The organism is Agrobacterium sp. 22-221-1 (genome assembly GCF_053522445.1).
This window is the reverse complement of the sequence record NZ_JBNWCL010000020.1, coordinates 64,605-81,875: the sequence shown is the minus strand read 5'-3', so window position 1 is coordinate 81,875 and position 17,271 is coordinate 64,605. Positions and strand designations below refer to the sequence as shown.

Sequence of the window (17,271 nt, the reverse complement as noted above, 5' to 3'; positions counted from 1 at the left end):
AGCCGGGGTGTCCGCCACTCTTTCATCGGCATGAAACAAGCGAGGTCGGCCATGACACGTGGCAATCGCAGGCTGGACATCGTCCTGGCGCTCGGGGCTTTTGCCCTCATTCTTCTCCCCTGGTATCGCATCGAAGGCGGCTTTTTCAGCTTCCGCTGGCTTTCCGGATTTTTCTCGTCCGCCAGCAATGCGCCCGGTGTGCTGCAAATATTGTCCTATGGAAAACCATGGCTCGTCGGCGTCGTTGTCTTTTTCCTCGCCGCATGCCTTGTCCGGTCCATCCGTGATCCGATGCGGCGCGGCGGGCTGCTTGCCGTCATCGGCGCTGCCGGGCTCGTTTTCCTCGCCTTGCAGGGGCTGGCCATCGGCTTTACCGGCTGGAGCTGGACGGTGAGCGAAAACCTCTTCGGCATGCTTGCCGATGGCCAGCCCTCCATGGGTGCCGGTGCCGTCGTCATGTCGTTCGTCTTCGTACTGCTTTTCGCCTTCGGGCTTGCCGAACGCGGCGTCATGAAAGGCGACGCCTTCGTCGTCGGCGCCATTTCCGTTCTGGTTTTCCTCGTCACGATTTTTGTCTTTTATCCGATCGGCAGCATGCTGGTCGCCTCCGTTCAGGATTTCGATGGCTCCTTTAATGCCGATGGCTTCATCCGCAATATTCAGGATCCCGGCATCTGGAGCCTTGGCTGCGTGGCGGGCGAAGAGCGTTGCGGCGTTGCCTGGCGGACGCTGTTTCTGGCCTTGATGACGGCCTTCGGTTCGACCGTGCTCGGTCTCGGCTTCGCGCTGATCGCCACCCGCACCCGCTTTCCCTTCAAGAAGGGCCTGCGGCTTCTGACGGTTCTGCCGATCATCACGCCGCCTTTCGTCATCGGCCTTGCCCTGACGCTGCTTTTCGGCCGTGCCGGTGTCGTCACCGAGTGGCTTTCCTATCTCTTCGGCATTGAGCCGGGCCGCTGGCTTTATGGCATGACCGGCATCTGGATCGCGCAGGTTCTTTCCTTCACGCCCATTTCGTTCCTGGTGCTGATCGGCGTGGTCGAAGGCGTCAGCCCGTCGATGGAAGAAGCGTCGCAGACGCTGCGCGCCGACCGCTGGCGCACCTTCTGGCGGGTGTCACTGCCGCTGATGAAGCCCGGTCTCGCCAATGCTTTTCTCATCGGCTTTATCGAGAGCATGGCGGATTTCGGCAATCCGCTGGTGCTTGGCGGCACCCATGGCGTGCTGTCGACGGAAATCTTCTTCGCCGTCGTCGGTTCGCAGAACGATCCGTCGCGCGCCGCAGTTCTGGCGATCATCCTGCTGTGCTTCACGCTTTCGGCCTTCCTTGCCCAGCGTTTCTGGCTGGCGGGCAAGAATTTTGCGACGGTGACGGGCAAGGGTGACAGCGGCGCGCATATCGCGCTTCCGCGCGGCCTGTCCATCGGCGTCCACGCCGTCGTGGTGCCGTGGATGGTCTTCACCATCGTTGTTTATGGCATGATCCTTGTGGGCGGTTTCGTGAAGACATGGGGTCTCGACAATTCCCTGACCCTAGACCACTACGTCCGCGCCTTTTCCGTCAGCTTCTCCAATGGCTCGATTGCCTGGACCGGCGTGGCCTGGAACTCGTTCTGGACGACCATGAAGATCGCACTGGTTTCGGCACCGCTGACCGCCGCCGTCGGTCTTTTGACCGCCTACATCATCGTGCGGCAGAAATTCGCCGGGCGGAACCTGTTCGAATTCGCGCTGATGATGAGCTTTGCCATTCCCGGCACGGTCATCGGCGTCAGCTATATCATGGCCTTCAACCTGCCGCCGGTGGAAATGACCGGCTCGGCGCTGATCCTGATCGCCTGCTTCGTGTTCCGCAACATGCCGGTCGGCGTGCGCGGCGGCATTGCGGCGATGAGCCAGCTCGACAAAAGCCTCGATGAGGCCTCGCTGACGCTGCGGGCCAATAGTTTCCGCACCATCCGCAAGGTCATCCTGCCGCTCTTGAGGCCCGCGATCACGGCCGCACTGGTCTATTCCTTCGTGCGCGCCATCACCTCCATCAGCGCCGTCATCTTCCTCGTCAGCGCCGAATACAACATGGCGACCTCCTATATCGTCGGCCTTGTCGAGAACGGTGAATATGGGGTGGCGATTGCCTATTCCTCCATGCTGATCGTGGTGATGATCACCGTCATCACAGGCTTCCAGCTCATCGTCGGCGAGCGTCGCCTGCGGCGCGAAAACCGCGTCGCCGGCCTGCCCTCCGCTTCCTCCGTTCCTCTCGCTCAGGAGAAAACCGCATGATTTCCGTAAAGCCCGGCTCCGTCACCTTTCAGAATGTCCGCAAGACCTTCGGCGCCTTTACCGCCATTCCCGACCTGTCGCTCACCATCGAACCCGGCACGCTGGTGACGCTGCTCGGTCCCTCCGGCTGCGGCAAGACGACGACGCTGCGCATGCTGGCGGGCCTCGAGCATCCGACCTCGGGCCGCATCCTCATCGGCGACAAGGATGTGACCATGCTGCCCGCCAATGAGCGCGATGTCTCGATGGTCTTCCAGTCCTATGCGCTTTTCCCGCATATGACGGCGCTCGACAATGTCGCCTATGGCCTGCAATCCTCCGGGCTGCGCAAGGCGGAGGCGCGGGAAAAGGCGGAAGAGGGCCTGAAGCTCGTCGGCCTTGCCGGCATGGGGCATCGCCTGCCTGCCGAACTTTCCGGCGGCCAGCAGCAGCGCGTCGCGGTTGCCCGCGCTCTCGTGCTCGAGCCGCAGGTGCTGTTGCTCGATGAGCCGCTTTCCAACCTCGATGCCCGCCTTCGCCGTCGGGTCCGCACCGAAATCCGCGAATTGCAGCAGCGGCTGGGTTTCACCGCGGTTTACGTGACGCATGATCAGGATGAGGCGCTGGCTGTTTCCGACCGGATCATCGTGATGAAGGACGGCGAAATCGCCCAGTCTGGTGCGCCACGCGATCTCTACGAGGCCCCGGCCTCCGCCTTCATCGCCGATTTCATGGGCGAGGCAAATGTTGTCGGTTGCGAGGTCATTGGCGTTGAGGGCGCCGATGCGCTGATCCGCGTCGGCGGGATCGATCATCGGGTCGCGGCACGCAACGCCCGGCCGGGTCCCGCAGAGCTTGCGGTCCGCCCCGGCTCAATTTCCATCGGACAACCGGGCGGGCAGGGGCTTGCCGGCCGGGTGCTGCACAGCGCCTATCTCGGCGGTCACGTCGAATATGAGGTGGAAACCGATATCGGTACGCTTTTCATTGTCGACCATGCCGTGGAGACCAGCCTGCCGGCGGCGAGCAATGTGACGCTGGGGTTCAAGAACCGGGGCATTGCCTTGATTCAGGCTTGAAGCCGCTCCTGCACTCAGGATTACATCGAGACAGAGGCAGATTTGGTCTGCCTCTGTCTGTCGGGAAGGCGGGTCTCAAATATCCTTTGCCAGACGAAGCGCATCGTAGATCGCCGCATGGGTATTGCGCGCGGCGACCGCATCGCCGATCCGGAAGAGCCGGTAGGCGCCTTCCGGGTTGCGCTCGACCGCTTGGGCGGCTCCCGCAAGCAGGGCGTCGTAGGAGATTTCCCCGAGGTTCTTCGAACCGGGCTTGAGTTCGAAATAAAGGTCATCCAGTGGGACCGTGCCATGGTTGACGACGATCTGGTCGACGGTTCTCGATTTCGTCACGCCGCCATAATCGCTGCCGACATGGGCGACAAGCTGGTTGCCGTTTCTTTCCGCCGCTTCCAGCCGGTAGGTAACGGTGAAGGTGACATCGCGTTTCTGCAGCGAGCGCATATAGGGAACGAGGTTCATGGCCATGACTTCCGGGGCAAAAGCGCGGTCAGGCGTCATGATCTCCACTTTCGCTCCGGCTTTTGCGAGGAATTCGGCGGCCTGCAGGCCGGCATGATCGCCGGCATCGTCGAAAACCAGCACATTCGTTCCCGGCTTGACGTCTCCTGAAATGATATCCCATGCCGAGACGACGAGATCGTTGCCGCTGGAAAGCACATCGGTATGCGGCAGTCCGCCGGTGGCGATGATGACGACGTCGGGGTTTTCCGAAAGAACCGTGTCCGCTTCGGCCCAGTTGTTGAAGTGAAAGGTGACGCCCAGCCTCTCGCACTGGCTCATGCGCCAGTCGATGACGCTGATCATCTCCCGGCGGCGTTCGCTTTGCGCCGTCAGCCGGATCTGGCCGCCGGGATTGTTGGCGGCCTCGAACACGACGACCTCATGGCCGCGTTCGGCACAGACACGCGCGGCCTCGAGCCCGGCAGGGCCGGCGCCGACGATCACCACCTTCCGGCGTTCCGCCGCCTTGGGTATCTCGTGCGGCATGGTTTCCTCACGGCCCGTTGCCGCATTGTGAATGCAGAAGGCGAGACCGCCCTGATAGATGCGGTCGAGACAATAATTGGCGCCCACGCAGGGGCGAATATCGTCCTCGCGTTTTTCCATGATCTTGCGCACGATATGCGGATCGGTCATGTGGGCGCGGGTCATGCCCACCATGTCCACCTTGCCGGCGGCGATGGCGTGGCGGGCGGTGGCGACATCGGGGATCTTGGCGGCGTGGAATGTCGGAAAACTGGTCGCGGCGCGGATTTCACCGGCGAAATCGAGATGCGGTGCATTGGCCATGCCCTGAATGGGGATAACGTCGGTCAGGCCCGGGTCGGTGTCGATATGGCCCCTGATGACATTGAGATAATCGATCAGGCCGCTGTCCTTAAGGCGTCTGGCAATTTCGATGCCCTCTGCCTTCCCGGTGCCGCCCTCAAGACATTCGTCGGCGGTATAGCGAACGCCGAGAATGAAATCGTCGCCCACGCGTTCGCGCATCGCCCTGAAAACGTCGAGACAGAAACGCATGCGGTTTTCAAGCGGGCCGCCATAGGGGCCATCCAGCTCGTTGGTCAGCGGCGAGACGAACTGGTCGATGAGATGGCCATAGGCTTCCAGCTCCACCCCGTCCATTCCGCCCGCCTTCATGCGTTCGGCGGCGTCGGCGAAGTCCTTGATGATACGCTCGATATCCCAGTCCTCGATCTTCTTCGGAAAAGCCCGATGCGCCGCTTCGCGGTGATGGGATGGCGCAAGGATCGGCAGCCAGTCGCCCTTGTCCCAGCGGGTGCGGCGGCCGAGATGCGTGAGCTGGATCATGATCGCCGCACCCTGTTCATGCACGGCGTCGGTCATTTCCCGGATCCACGGGACGATTTCATCCTTGTAGGCGAGCAGGTTGTTGAAGACGGGCGGGCTGTCCCTGGAGACAGCGGCGGAGCCGGCCGTCATTGTGAGGGCGACGCCGCCCTTCGCCCGCTCCACCGTGTAGGCGCGGTAACGAGCCTTCGGCATGCCATCTTCGGGATAGGCGGGTTCATGCGAGGTGACGATGATGCGGTTGCGCAGGGTGAGGTGTTTTAGCTGGTAGGGCTGAAGAAGGGGATCGCTCGACATAGCCTGCTCCAAAAGGGTTTCTGTCCCAAGGCTAAGCGGGAATGTACACTTGTGTCAATTTAAAAAATACAATTGTCTTTCCTTTTGACACGGGTGTACATCCCGCTTGTCGCGAAGAGACCGATTTGCTACGAACGCGTCATGGAAGCGACATTGAACGACACCGGCTGGCGTGGATCGCAGGAAGGGTGGCTTGAGGCCGCCTATCAGGCATTGCTGGAATCGGGCGTGGATTCCGTCAAAATCCTGCCATTGGCGAAAAAGCTAAACCTGTCGCGCACGAGCTTCTACTGGTTCTTCAAGGACCGGGAAGAATTGCTGGCCACGCTTGTCGCCCGCTGGCGGGAAAAAAATACCGGAAGCATCGTCCGGCAGTCGGAGGCCTATGCCGAGACGCTGGCCGAAGCCATGCTGAATGTTTTCGATTGCTGGCTGGATCCCGCGCTTTTCGACAGCAGATTTGAATTCGCCGTTCGAAGCTGGGCCCTTCAGTCCGATGAGATTCTTGCGGAGGTTCGCAAGGCCGACGAGATGAGAATGGCGGCGCTTGCACGCATGTTCGTGCGGTTCGGCCACAATGAAAACACGGCGGATGTGCGTGCGCGGACCACCTATCTGGTGCAGATCGGCTACATTTCCATGCAGTCCGAGGAAGATGTAGCGGTGCGGATGCAGAGGATTCCGGACTATATCGCCATCTATACCGGTGAGATGCCGCAGCGGCGTGAGCTTGACCGGTTTTATGCGAGACACGGGTACAGGCCTGCAACGGCGCAACCGTGACATTTCCGGAGTGACGTCAGCGCGAAAACACACGCAATGCCGTCGGATTATGTGCTGTAAGGTGGTAGAAGACGAATTGTCTGCTCGCCCTCCTGCAATGTAGCTGCAACATTTTTCGACCAGTGGTGGGGATGGCAAGAATCCATCTCTGGGGGAAGTCATTGCGAATCTTGCTTCTTGAGGATGAACCCGAAATGGCGCGCGCGCTTCTTGAAGCCCTGCGCCGGCGCGATGTGCTTGCCGATCATGTCAGCACCATCAGCGATGCTGACGCCCTTGCGCGGGACGGGTCTTACGACGTGCTGGTCCTCGATCGCCGTCTTCCCGATGGCGAGGGGCTGAACCTGGTGGCTTCGCTTCGCCGGAGCAGGCATTCCGTGCCGATCCTTGTTCTGACGGCGCTTGGAAGTGTCGATCACCGTGTCGACGGGCTCGATGCCGGAGCGGATGATTATCTTGCCAAGCCCTTTGCAATCGAGGAGCTGCTCGCCCGCCTCAGGGCTCTCCACAGACGCGGCCCTTCTCTTTCCGACAAATATGCGCATTTCGGAAATCTGAGCATCGATCCGCGCAGCAATGAAGTCAGCATTGCCGGCTCCATCATCGAGTTGCGGCGTCGGGAATATCTGGTGCTGGAGGCGCTGATGCGGCGTCCGAACCGCATCGTCACGCGGTCGAACCTGATCGAGGCGGTCTATACGCTCGATGACGAGATCGAGTCCAACGCTCTCGATGCGCATATTTCCCGGATCAGGAAGAAGCTGGCGCAGGCTGACGCCACAGTGGAGATAAGGGCCGTGCGGAATATCGGTTATCTCATCCGGTTGAAGACATGAGACAGGAGCGCAATCGATCCCTGCGATGGGGGCTGATGAAGCGTCTTTTCGCATTGCAGGCGTTCCTGCTCGTTCTTTTTGTCATCCTTCTCATCGGCTGGATATGGATCATCGATCCACGGCTCGAAGGTGCGAATGAAGAGGCTGCCCGCATCGTCGCGGAGAGTGTGACGAAGGACGGACAGGGCAGGCCGCAACTTTCGGCGACGCCGGAACTGGCGGAGTTGAAACGGCGCTATCCGAATCTCTGGTTTGTGGTGCGCGACGCCAATGACATCGTATTGCAATATGGCGCTGTCCCGGGGCCCGCCCTGTCGGCCGTATTTCCCCGAAGTTTTGACCGCGCGCGTCTGGAGGCGGCCGGAACGCTCCGCGCCACCGTTGAAAACCGCGATACAGCCGCCGGGCGGCTTCAGTTCATCGCCGGAACGGAGGAAGGAATTCCCAATGACGGGCTTAGCATCTGGATCAATGTTCAGCTGGATCTGGAAAAGGATGCCGAGGGCGCCATCCGCTGGCTGACCGTGCTGCCGGCGCTGGGCTTCATCATTCTCATCGCCGTCGTGCCCATGCTGATCCTGACGGGCATTGCGACATTGCTCGTGACCCCGCGGGCGGTCGGTCGCTCTTTGAGCGGGCTGATGGAAACCGTGAAGCAGGCGCAGTCCATCGATTTCGAGAACCGTTCCGAGCGTATCGACCGTTCGAAAGTTCCCCTTGAAATCATCCCGCTGGTGGATGCCTTCAACGTCGCGCTGTCGAGGCTCGATGACGGGTATAATCGCCGCAACCGCTTTCTCGCCGATGCGGCGCATGAGCTGCGGACGCCGATCGCAATCGTACGCACCAGAGCCGACCTCTTGCCCGATGACGCGCTGAGCCGTCAGATCAGGGCCGATATCGACCGCTTGACCCGCGTTGCGCATCAACTACTGGAGATGCAGGCGGTGGGTGCAGTGAAATTGCCGGCGGAGCCGCGCGATCTCAACAAGCTTGTCGAGCGCATCGCGACCGATCTCGCCCCGATTGCGATGGATGCCGGTTACGAGTTCGATTTCGAGCCCGGCGAGGGCGAAGTCGTCTTTACGGTGCAGACGTCGATTATCGAAATGGCGGTCGTCAATCTCGTGCGCAACGCGATAGACCATGCCGGCGGCAAGGGCGCAATTACGATCCGGGTCGATCCGGCGGGGGCCATCGAAGTCTGCGATGAAGGGCCGGGCATACCTGTCCCGGAGCGTGCGCAGGTATTTGAGCCGTTTCACCGCATCAACACGAATTCGCCCGGAGCCGGCCTTGGGTTAAATCTGGTCCAGAAGGCGGCGGAGCTTCATTGCGGCCGTGTTCTGTTTCTCGACCTCAATCCCGGCTTTTGTGTCCGGCTCGAAATTCGGTCGATAGTTTCGAAAGGCGCTGCGACTGCGCTCCGATAATGAAATTTCTTACGATTCGGTTAAGGAAATAGACATAACTTATTTAAATAAATAAATAATTTCTAATAAAATTCGTTCCATGCAATGCAGGCGCAATTCTCGCGGGGAAAATCCCCTTATCTGCTGAACGCATCCGCATGTCATGTCGGCCGGCGCAGCAGACTAACGGGAGCCGGTTTCCGGTTCTTCAACGCGAACTGAAACTTGGCTGCGCCAGAAGATGGCGCATCGGTTTCGTCTGGAGTCATTCATGTCGATCGTCAAGAAATCGCTTGTCGCCGTGGCCATCGCCGTCGCGGTTGCTGGCAATGCCCATGCCGCTGATCTCACCAACTACAATACGCAGCAATCCTTCGATTACGGCAGTCCGCCGGCCTTCTCCTGGGGTGGGGCCTATGTGGGTGTGCATGGTGGCGTCGCTTCCCCGAAATTCAACCCATTGGCCAGCGGCCGCGGCCTGACGGGGGGTGTGCAGGCTGGGTATAACTTCCAGTTCGGTTCGGGCGTGGTCGGTGCGGAACTCGAAGGTTCCTATCTCGGGAACGAGGCGCGTGTGCCGAACGGTCGTTTGCGGGAGCGTTTCCGGGGTGCGGCCAAGATGAAAGCCGGCGTGGCGCTCGACCAGACGCTGGTTTACGGCACCGCCGGCCTGACCACGACAAAGTTCAGGGACGGAAACGGCGTGACAGGTCCCGATGGCTGGAAACAGGGCTATCTGGTCGGGGCAGGCGTCGAACAGAGTTTCGGCGGCGGCCTGTCGGCGAAGTTCGAATATAATTATGTGAGCACCGGAAATGTGGCCACGACGACCGCCAGCGGCAAATCGAAAACCGATTTCAGCGATCATGTCATCAAGGCCGGCCTGAATTATCGCTTCTGATTGGCCCTTCCATGACAGATTCCAGGGAGAATTCTCAAAAGAACGCCGCCGCTTTCGGCCTGGAAGCGGCGGTGAAAAGGGGCGGGGCGCGGCACATGGAGAACCGGGCTGAAATTTGAAACCCGTAACGGTCATTCGCATTCGAGCGAAGGTTGCCGGAAGCTCGTAACATACCATTCGCTCCCTGAATTGCGGGTGTAGAAGGTATAGAAGCAATCGATGCGCTCGATATAGGCCGGCGTTTCGGACACTTCGTAACGTTCGCCACGCCGTGTTGTCCGCACCTCGCCACTCGACGATCCGGCGACAGCCTGCGTCTTGTTTTTCCGCCATTGATAGGCCTGCTGGCCGGGACCCAGACTGTAGATATTGTCCGGCGGCCCATAGTCCAGCATCACACTGGTGATGGGCGCTCCGATATAGCTTTTTATGACAGTCGAGGCGCAGGCCGTGAGCAGTATCGATGCGCCGGCGATAAGGAAGATTGCTGCCGGGACTGCAAGGCACGATCTGTTGGACATGGAAGTTCCTTTCTGCGGTGACCTTCGCAGGGATAGGAACCGGTTATTGCAAGTACATTGCATGGGAAAAGTGGGGCGAGGCGGGTGGTTGCCGCCGAAGCGGCGATGCCCGAATTGCCGGTATCTGAGGCCGGCGATGTTGCGGCCGATATGTGTCGACAGGCCATTCCGCTATCCTGGGACAGCGCAGGTTTCGTCGTCCAGGAAGCCATCTTTCATCTTTTGCAGTTAAGAATCATTTGCAATAAGGATTGACGCTGGTTTTATTTCCCATATTCTGCTGTTGCGAATGAGTTGCAATTTCGGTTTCCGGGCAAGTTCAGATGATCGATGTCGAATGTGTCGCTGCCAATGGGTCTATCTGCACGGCGGAGGCGGATGATCCGGCCGGGATCGTAGTTTCTTCCCACGATTTGTCCCTTTCGATCGGATGTCCAGATGCTCTTTGTTCCTGATGAAACCCGCAAACGCTTCCGCACCGAGGAAGCGATGATGCGAACGCGGGCAGCGCTGAAACGGGTCGGCCTGCGTCCAACCCGTCAGCGAATCGTGCTTGGCGGGCTTATTTTCCGGGAAGAGCACAGGCATTTCACGGCCGACGATCTGCATCGTGAGACCATTGCGACAGGAACGCGGCTGTCTCTGGCGACGGTCTATAATACGCTCAACCAGTTTGCCGAGGCGGGTTTCGTCCGCAGGGTCTGCATCGAGGGCGGGCGGACCTATTTCGACACCGATACCGCCAATCACCAGCATTTCTATGTCGAGGCGGAGGATCGGATCATCGATATTCCCGCCGGCCGGATCAGTCTGGGAATGCTGCCCGAACCGCCGGAAGGATATGTCATCGACAAGGTGGATATTCTGCTTCGTCTTGTGCGTGTGGAGCCGGAGAAACAGGCTCCTCGAGGGTACGGTTCCGCATGTCGCGATGAGCCTGAACGCCGGGGATTGAGGGATGGAAACCTGAAATGACGACCTTCTGGAGAGCCGCCCGCGCCTGTGCGCCGGGCGCGCATTCAAACCCGTTCATCGCCCTATAGCGGCGCAGTCGGCGTCCGCTTTGTGAAAGCCGTCACAGATTTTGGAAATTGCGGCCCGCCTTTCCGGATGGAGGCGGAATGAGCCGCCTTGTCTCGTCCGGCAAACGGCAATGAAAGGAAATCCAAATGCTTACCATTGGTGCAAGACTGCCCGCATTCGACCTCCAGGCGGTTATCTCCACTGATCCGGCCAATGCTTTTATGCGCATCAGCGACACGAGCAGCGCCGGCAAGTGGAAGGTCATCTTCTTCTGGCCAAAGGACTTCACATTCGTCTGCCCGACCGAAATCGCGGCTTTCGGCAAGCTCAATCCGGAGTTCGCAGATCGCGATGCGGTCGTCTACGGTGTCTCGACCGACAGTGAATTCGTCCACCTCGCCTGGCGGCAGAGCCACGCGGATCTCAAAGAATTGCCGATCCCCATGCTATCGGACATCAAGCGCGAGTTGACCGCGGCTTTCGGCGTGCTGCATCCCGTGGAAGGCGTTGCGCTGCGCGCCACCTTCATCATCGATCCTGAAGGCATCATTCGCTTCGTCACGGTCAACGATCTCGGCGTCGGGCGCAATCCGCAGGAAGTGCTGCGGGTGCTCGATGCGCTTCAGACCGACCAATTGTGCCCATGCAACTGGCAGAAGGGCGACGACGTCCTGAAGGCCGCATAAGCGAGGGTCGAGCATGAAACAGGTTTCAACCCCAGGCGGAACGCAGGCCTTTGCCGCATCGCGTTCCCGAGACTTCGTCGTCATCGATGGCGGCGACCGATATTGGAAGAGGCTGACCGAGCGGGCCAATATGGCCTATTCGCAAGGGGAAATTTCGCTTGCGCGCGGCATTTATGGCGATGCGCTGGCGGAAGGGGAGCGGCTGTTTACCGCCGCCCTCGAAAAGCCCTGCCACTATCCAGCGCCGGTCATCTACAACGTCTCGTGCCATAATCTTGCGGAACTGGAGAATGGTGAGGGCAATTATCTGGAGGCGGAAGGGCTTTACCGGAGAGCTTACGAGCGGCTTCTTGAGGCCGCCCGGTCATCCTCCTCGCCAATGGCGATGCGGGTCGCCTGCGTGCAGCATCTCAAACAGGCGCTCGCAGCCCTTGCACATCATCTCCGGTCGCGGGGGCGTGACGACGGGGTGATCGACCGTGCGGTTCAGGAGGCATATGGCACAGCCTTTGCAGTCTTCCGTGCGGCCCGCCATGCGGAGCAGGCGGGCGACGATTGCCCGCATTGCCCGATCATTCCGTCATGACGATGAAAGCCCACTCTCAAACACATCAGGATAATGCAACGTGAATACGCTAGACGATACGATGAAATCTTTTCTCGCCAAACAGCTGCCGATCCAGTCGACGGTCAGCAAGGACGGCTTGCCGGATATCGGGCCGAAGCGCTCGCTCAGGGTCTATGACGACAGGACGCTGATCTACAATGAGAATACCGGCGGTCAAACGCTGCAGAACATCCGTGACGGCTCGAAGATCGCCGTCGCGGTCATAGACCGGGAAGCGCTCGACGGCTATCGCTTCGTCGGCCGACCGGAGATTTTCACCGAAGGGGCTCCGTTTCAGAATGCCCTGGGTTTCGCCGGCAAGGCGGGAATGAAAGAGCCGAAATGCGCCGTGCTTATCCATCTGGAGGCGATTTATACGCTGCGGTCCGGCCCTGATGCGGGCAAGAAACTCTCAAATCCCGAATAGGCGGAAACCTCTGCCGATCATAACGGCCCGCATTTTTCGAATGTGGGCCGTTTAGAGGCCGGCAATGTTGCGGCCGATATGGCGCAGGATGCTTTTGAAGAGTTTTACTTCGGCCGGGTCGAGGCCTTCGATTGCGGTTTTTTCGAACATGGCGGCGATGGGCATGAGTTCATCGGCCAGTTCCTCCCCCTTCGGGGTGAGGGTGATGCGCACGATGCGCGCATTGTCGAGCGGCCGTTCGCGGCTGACGAGGTTACGCCGGACCATCAGCCCCACAAGCCTAGACAGCGTAGAGATCTCCACCGATACCATGTCCGAAAGCTCGGTCAGCGTCTTGCTCTCCTGCTGCCGCAGCGTCGCCAGCACGCGATACATCGGCAGGGTGATGTCATAGGAGGCCAGTCTTACGGAAAAGCGCTCGCCAAGCCGAACGCCCACCCAGTTGAGCAGGTAGGGTACCGAATCGGTGAATTGATAGGACACGAGCAAATCCCCGTTTGAGAACCATCTGCGCAGATGCTGATGTGCGCCTATCGGCTGTACCGGCACAATCCATCCGTTTCAATAGCTTCGCCCCATAAGACGGGGGAATGCGGCGTTCTGCCTTTCACAAAAAATGACGAAAAACATTTGCATTGACAAATGTTGCAAACGCAAATAAATAAGAATGCAGGATTTGGGAGGATCTCATGACATCAGCATTGTTTGGCCTGAGCAGCCTTGCGCCTGAAGGCGTCGGTCAGAATTTCCGTTCAACGATGCGTCGTTTTCCGGCGACTGTGACGGTTATCACGGCCTGTGCTTCGGGTGATCAGCGCGATCACGGCATGACGGTCACGGCCGTCACTTCGGTCTCGATGGAGCCGCCGTCCCTGCTGGTTTGCCTCAACAATCGCACCCTGCTGCATGAACTGCTGCTGTGCCGGCCCGATTTCATCGTCAATGTGCTGACGCAGGATCAGATTGCCCTGTCGGATGCCTTCAGCGGCAAGGTGTCGCCGGAAGAGCGTTTCCGTGACGGTCAATGGCAGCGCCACGACAATGGCGTTCTCTATCTGCCCACGGCCCATGCCGCCATCGCCTGCCGCCGGGTCGCGGCGATGCCCTACGGAACCCATACCGTTTTCATCGGGCAGGTTGTTTCGGCCGATGTCAGCGAGACGACACGGCCACTGCTTTACGAAAACGCCCAATATTGCGCCGCAAGCCCCGCGAGCCTGCCCGCCTGATCACTGCCGCCCAGATAATCCCGGCGAGATAACGCCTGGCCAGTAAAGTCCGGAAGGAGACAATCATGAACGATATGAGCCATGCGCCGCTGCCGGCGCAAACGAACCCGCGTGCCCGCCTCGCAAGCCGCGTTACCGGCATAGCCGATCTTTTCCGGGCGAGCGCCAGACAGACGGAGGAGGCCCGGCGCGTTCCGGCCAGCCACATCGAGGCGCTTCGTGGCATCGGTTATTTCGATATCGTCAAGCCCCGCGCCTTCGGCGGCAAGGGCGGAGATTTCGCCGAGCTGGTCGAGGCCAATATCGAGCTTTCAGCCGCCTGTGCTTCGACTGGCTGGGTCGCCGGCCTGCTGTCGGCCCATCAATGGCTGCTGGCGATGTTTCCGGAAGAGGCGCAGGCCGATGTCTGGGGTGAAAACCCCGATGCACTGCTGTGCGGCTCCTATGCGCCGGTGAAGATGGCGGAAACGGCCGATGGCGGTTACCGCCTGAGCGGCAAATGGGCCTTCGCCTCGGGCTGCGAAAACGCGCAATGGTCCCTTTGTGCCGCCATCCTTCCGCCGCAGGGGGAAGGAAAGCCGGTTCCAGCCTTCCTGCTCGTTCCCGCCGGGCAATATCTGATTGAAGACACCTGGCACGTGGTGGGCCTGGCCGGCACGGGTTCCAAGACGCTCGTTCTCGACGATGTCGTCGTTCCCAAGCACCGGGTTCTGACCTTTCCGGACGCCACCAGCGGAAAGACGCCCGGCGGACATTATTATGCGGAGGAAGGCCTGTTCAACATGCCGCTTCTAACCGGTATTCCCTCCTGTCTCGCGGCGGCAGGCGTCGGTGCGGCCAGGGGCGCGCTTGCCGCTTATGTCGATCACGTCGGCGGCCGGGTGACGCGCGGTGCTGTGGCTGGCGGCAATAATCGCATGGCCGAATTTCCGACCATCCAGCTGCGCGTTGCGGAAGCAGCGGCGAGCGTCGATGCGGCTTGCGAAATATTGCTGCGCGATGTTGCCCGCGCACAGGCGCTCTCGCAGGCAAGGATCGAAGGCCGGGCGGAATTTACGGTGGATGACCGTCTTCTCAGCCGTCGCGGCCAGTCCTTTGCGGTGTCTCTCGCCCTGCGCGCCGTGCAGGCGCTCAACGACTCCACCGGCGGCGTCGGGCTCGATCTCTCCAACCCGGTGCAGCGGGCGTGGCGGGATGCGAATGCGGTCGGTCGCCATATCAGCATGAACTGGGACGCCGTGGGCACCATGATCGGCCAGAGCATGCTCGGGCTGGAACCCAAGGGCCAATATTGATCGCCTCTAAGGCGGCAAATCAAAGAGTGAATTCGGAGGAAACCACATGCAAGGCAAGGTCGCTCTCGAGGAGCATTTCGCAATCCCGGAAACGCTTCAGGATTCGGCCGGGTTCGTACCCGGCGACTACTGGAAGGAATTGCAGCACCGCCTGCTCGACATTCAGGATACGCGCCTGAAGCTGATGGATGCGCATGGCATCGAAACCATGATCCTGTCGCTGAACGCGCCGGCGGTGCAGGCCATTCCCGACAGGAAGAAGGCGATCGAGATCGCGCGGCGGGCAAATGACGTTCTCGCAGAAGAATGCGCCAAGCGGCCGGATCGTTTCCTCGCCTTCGCAGCCCTGCCGTTGCAAGACCCGGATGCGGCGACGCAGGAGCTTCAGCGCTGCGTCAACGATCTCGGTTTCGTCGGCGCGCTCGTCAATGGTTTCAGCCAGGAGGGCGATGGCCAGACGCCGCTTTATTACGACCTGCCGCAATATCGCCCGTTCTGGGGCGAGGTGGAAAAGCTCGACGTGCCCTTCTACCTGCATCCGCGCAACCCGCTGCCGCAGGATTCGCGCATTTATGACGGCCATCCCTGGCTGCTCGGCCCCACCTGGGCTTTCGCGCAGGAAACGGCTGTCCATGCGTTGCGTCTGATGGCGTCCGGCCTGTTCGACGAGCATCCGCGCCTCAATATCATTCTCGGGCATATGGGCGAGGGCCTGCCCTACATGATGTGGCGCATCGACCACCGCAATGCCTGGGTGAAGCTGCCCCCGCGTTACCCGGCCAAGCGCCGTTTCGTGGATTATTTCAACGAGAATTTCCACATCACCACCTCGGGCAATTTCCGCACCCAGACGCTGATCGACGCCATTCTGGAAATCGGTGCGGATCGCATCCTGTTTTCCACGGACTGGCCCTTCGAGAATATCGACCACGCTTCCGACTGGTTCAACGCGACGACCATCGCCGAGGCAGACCGGGTGAAGATCGGCCGCACCAATGCGCGCCGCCTGTTCAAGCTCGACGGGCGCTGAACCATGCAGCCCTTCGTCTATATGGCCGCTCCCGCCCGAATCGTCTTCGGCGCGGGCAGCTCGGCGGGCGTGGCGGAAGAAATCCGCCGCCTCGGCCTGTCGCGGGCGCTGGTGCTTTCCACGCCGCAGCAGAAGGGCGACGCGGAGGCGCTTGCCGCCCGGCTCGGCCGGCTTGCCGTGGGTGTCTTCTCCGATGCGGCCATGCATACGCCGGTCGAGGTGACGAAAAACGCGGTCGAAGCCTATCGCGCCACCGGAGCGGATTGCGTTGTGGCGCTCGGCGGCGGTTCCACCACCGGTCTCGGCAAGGCCATTGCGCTGCGCACCGATGCGGCGCAGATCGTCATCCCGACCACCTATGCCGGCTCCGAAGTGACGCCCATTCTCGGCCAGACGGAAAACGGGGTGAAGACCACCATGCGCGGGCCGGAAATCCTGCCGGAAGTGGTGATTTACGATGCGGAACTGACGCTTGGATTGCCGGTCGCCATCAGCATGACGAGCGGGCTGAACGCCATGGCGCATGCGGCGGAGGCGCTTTACGCGCAGGACCGCAATCCCATCGCGAGCCTGATGGCGGTTGAGGGGCTGCGAGCGATGATCGAGGCGCTTCCCGGCGTGAAAGCTGGGCCGCAGGATGTCAAAGCACGCGCGACCGCGCTTTATGGTGCGTGGTTGTGCGGCACGGTGCTTGGCGCCGTCGGCATGTCGTTGCATCACAAGCTTTGCCACACGCTGGGCGGCAGTCTCGATCTGCCGCACGCGGAAACCCATGCGGTGCTTCTGCCGCATACAATCGCCTATGTGGAACAGGCGGTGCCGGATCTGCTCGCGCCGCTTGCTTCTCTTGTGGGCGGCAGGGCAGGGGCGGGGCTCTACGATTTTGCCGCCCGGCTTGGCGCGCCGTCGAGCCTTGTCGCTCTCGGGGTCCGGGCGGACGATCTCGACCGCATGGCGGAGCTTGCAACGGCCAATCCTTACTGGTGCCCGCGGCCAATCGAAAAAACTGCGATCCGCGACCTTTTGCAACGCGCCTTCGAGGGCGCGCGGCCGGAGTGATGGGAGGAG

Annotated in this window: 17 protein-coding genes; 14 read left to right on the top strand and 3 right to left on the bottom strand. The window is 60.6% G+C overall.

Annotated features, from left to right (window positions below):
• Nucleotides 1–51 precede the first annotated feature (51 nt).
• Entirely contained in the window at nt 52–2,283 is a 2,232-nt protein-coding gene (locus tag ACQZ5N_RS22705) for an ABC transporter permease (RefSeq protein ID WP_448734177.1), read from the top strand.
• On the top strand, nt 2,280–3,341 hold the full coding sequence (locus ACQZ5N_RS22700) for an ABC transporter ATP-binding protein (RefSeq protein WP_196379591.1): 1,062 nt from the start codon (nt 2,280–2,282) through the stop codon (nt 3,339–3,341). The genes ACQZ5N_RS22705 and ACQZ5N_RS22700 overlap by 4 nt, the downstream gene beginning before the upstream one ends.
• A 75-nt stretch (nt 3,342–3,416) precedes the next feature.
• On the opposite strand, the gene ACQZ5N_RS22695 is transcribed toward ACQZ5N_RS22700, so the two are convergent.
• On the bottom strand, nt 3,417–5,453 hold the full coding sequence (locus tag ACQZ5N_RS22695) for an oxidoreductase (RefSeq protein WP_448734176.1): 2,037 nt from the start codon (nt 5,451–5,453) through the stop codon (nt 3,417–3,419).
• Between the two features lie 141 nt (nt 5,454–5,594).
• Between ACQZ5N_RS22695 and ACQZ5N_RS22690 the strand changes: the two genes are divergently transcribed.
• The 4 genes from ACQZ5N_RS22690 to ACQZ5N_RS22675 all read left to right on the top strand — a co-directional run bounded on the left by ACQZ5N_RS22690 (nt 5,595) and on the right by ACQZ5N_RS22675 (nt 9,385).
• Nucleotides 5,595–6,236, top strand: coding sequence for a TetR/AcrR family transcriptional regulator (locus ACQZ5N_RS22690; RefSeq protein ID WP_448734175.1), 642 nt, complete (start codon nt 5,595–5,597; stop codon nt 6,234–6,236).
• 161 nt (nt 6,237–6,397) lie between these two features.
• Entirely contained in the window at nt 6,398–7,072 is a 675-nt protein-coding gene (locus ACQZ5N_RS22685; RefSeq protein WP_059755161.1) for a response regulator transcription factor, read from the top strand.
• Nucleotides 7,073–7,107: 35 nt separating this feature from the next.
• Nucleotides 7,108–8,505: a sensor histidine kinase gene (locus tag ACQZ5N_RS22680; protein ID WP_448734174.1), complete on the top strand. Its 1,398-nt coding sequence runs from the start codon at nt 7,108–7,110 to the stop codon at nt 8,503–8,505.
• 250 nt (nt 8,506–8,755) lie between these two features.
• Nucleotides 8,756–9,385, top strand: a complete 630-nt coding sequence (locus ACQZ5N_RS22675; protein WP_448734173.1) for an outer membrane protein — start codon at nt 8,756–8,758, stop codon at nt 9,383–9,385.
• Between the two features lie 131 nt (nt 9,386–9,516).
• Here the strand turns inward: ACQZ5N_RS22675 and ACQZ5N_RS22670 are convergent, their stop codons facing one another.
• Nucleotides 9,517–9,906: a hypothetical protein gene (locus ACQZ5N_RS22670; RefSeq protein WP_448734172.1), complete on the bottom strand. Its 390-nt coding sequence runs from the start codon at nt 9,904–9,906 to the stop codon at nt 9,517–9,519.
• Between the two features lie 438 nt (nt 9,907–10,344).
• On the opposite strand from ACQZ5N_RS22670, the gene irrA reads away from it, so the two are divergent.
• The 4 genes from irrA to ACQZ5N_RS22650 all read left to right on the top strand — a co-directional run bounded on the left by irrA (nt 10,345) and on the right by ACQZ5N_RS22650 (nt 12,649).
• Nucleotides 10,345–10,881, top strand: a complete 537-nt coding sequence (irrA, locus tag ACQZ5N_RS22665) for an iron response transcriptional regulator IrrA (RefSeq protein WP_448734171.1) — start codon at nt 10,345–10,347, stop codon at nt 10,879–10,881.
• Nucleotides 10,882–11,075: 194 nt separating this feature from the next.
• A complete protein-coding gene (locus ACQZ5N_RS22660; RefSeq protein WP_448734170.1) occupies nt 11,076–11,615 on the top strand; it encodes a peroxiredoxin in 540 nt (179 codons plus the stop codon).
• Between the two features lie 13 nt (nt 11,616–11,628).
• Nucleotides 11,629–12,201, top strand: a complete 573-nt coding sequence (locus ACQZ5N_RS22655) for a hypothetical protein (protein WP_448734169.1) — start codon at nt 11,629–11,631, stop codon at nt 12,199–12,201.
• Nucleotides 12,202–12,241: 40 nt separating this feature from the next.
• On the top strand, nt 12,242–12,649 hold the full coding sequence (locus ACQZ5N_RS22650; protein ID WP_031233851.1) for a pyridoxamine 5'-phosphate oxidase family protein: 408 nt from the start codon (nt 12,242–12,244) through the stop codon (nt 12,647–12,649).
• A gap of 51 nt (nt 12,650–12,700) precedes the next feature.
• Here ACQZ5N_RS22650 and ACQZ5N_RS22645 read toward each other — a convergent pair whose 3' ends face one another.
• Entirely contained in the window at nt 12,701–13,132 is a 432-nt protein-coding gene (locus tag ACQZ5N_RS22645; RefSeq protein WP_004433168.1) for a MarR family winged helix-turn-helix transcriptional regulator, read from the bottom strand.
• 206 nt (nt 13,133–13,338) lie between these two features.
• Here ACQZ5N_RS22645 and graD point away from each other — a divergent pair, with 206 nt between their 5' ends.
• The 4 genes from graD (at nt 13,339) to graC (ending at nt 17,262) form a co-directional block, all read left to right on the top strand.
• Nucleotides 13,339–13,878 (top strand): FADH(2)-dependent resorcinol hydroxylase reductase component, encoded by a 540-nt coding sequence (gene graD, locus ACQZ5N_RS22640; protein WP_020810141.1) that lies wholly within the window; start codon nt 13,339–13,341, stop codon nt 13,876–13,878.
• 65 nt (nt 13,879–13,943) lie between these two features.
• Nucleotides 13,944–15,173 carry an FADH(2)-dependent resorcinol hydroxylase oxygenase component gene (gene graA, locus ACQZ5N_RS22635; protein ID WP_448734168.1) on the top strand — a complete coding sequence of 410 codons (1,230 nt, stop codon included), beginning with the start codon at nt 13,944–13,946 and terminating at the stop codon, nt 15,171–15,173.
• A gap of 46 nt (nt 15,174–15,219) precedes the next feature.
• Entirely contained in the window at nt 15,220–16,203 is a 984-nt protein-coding gene (gene tsdA, locus ACQZ5N_RS22630) for a gamma-resorcylate decarboxylase (protein ID WP_425646856.1), read from the top strand.
• A gap of 3 nt (nt 16,204–16,206) precedes the next feature.
• Entirely contained in the window at nt 16,207–17,262 is a 1,056-nt protein-coding gene (gene graC, locus ACQZ5N_RS22625; protein WP_448734167.1) for a maleylacetate reductase, read from the top strand.
• Nucleotides 17,263–17,271: the final 9 nt, after the last annotated feature.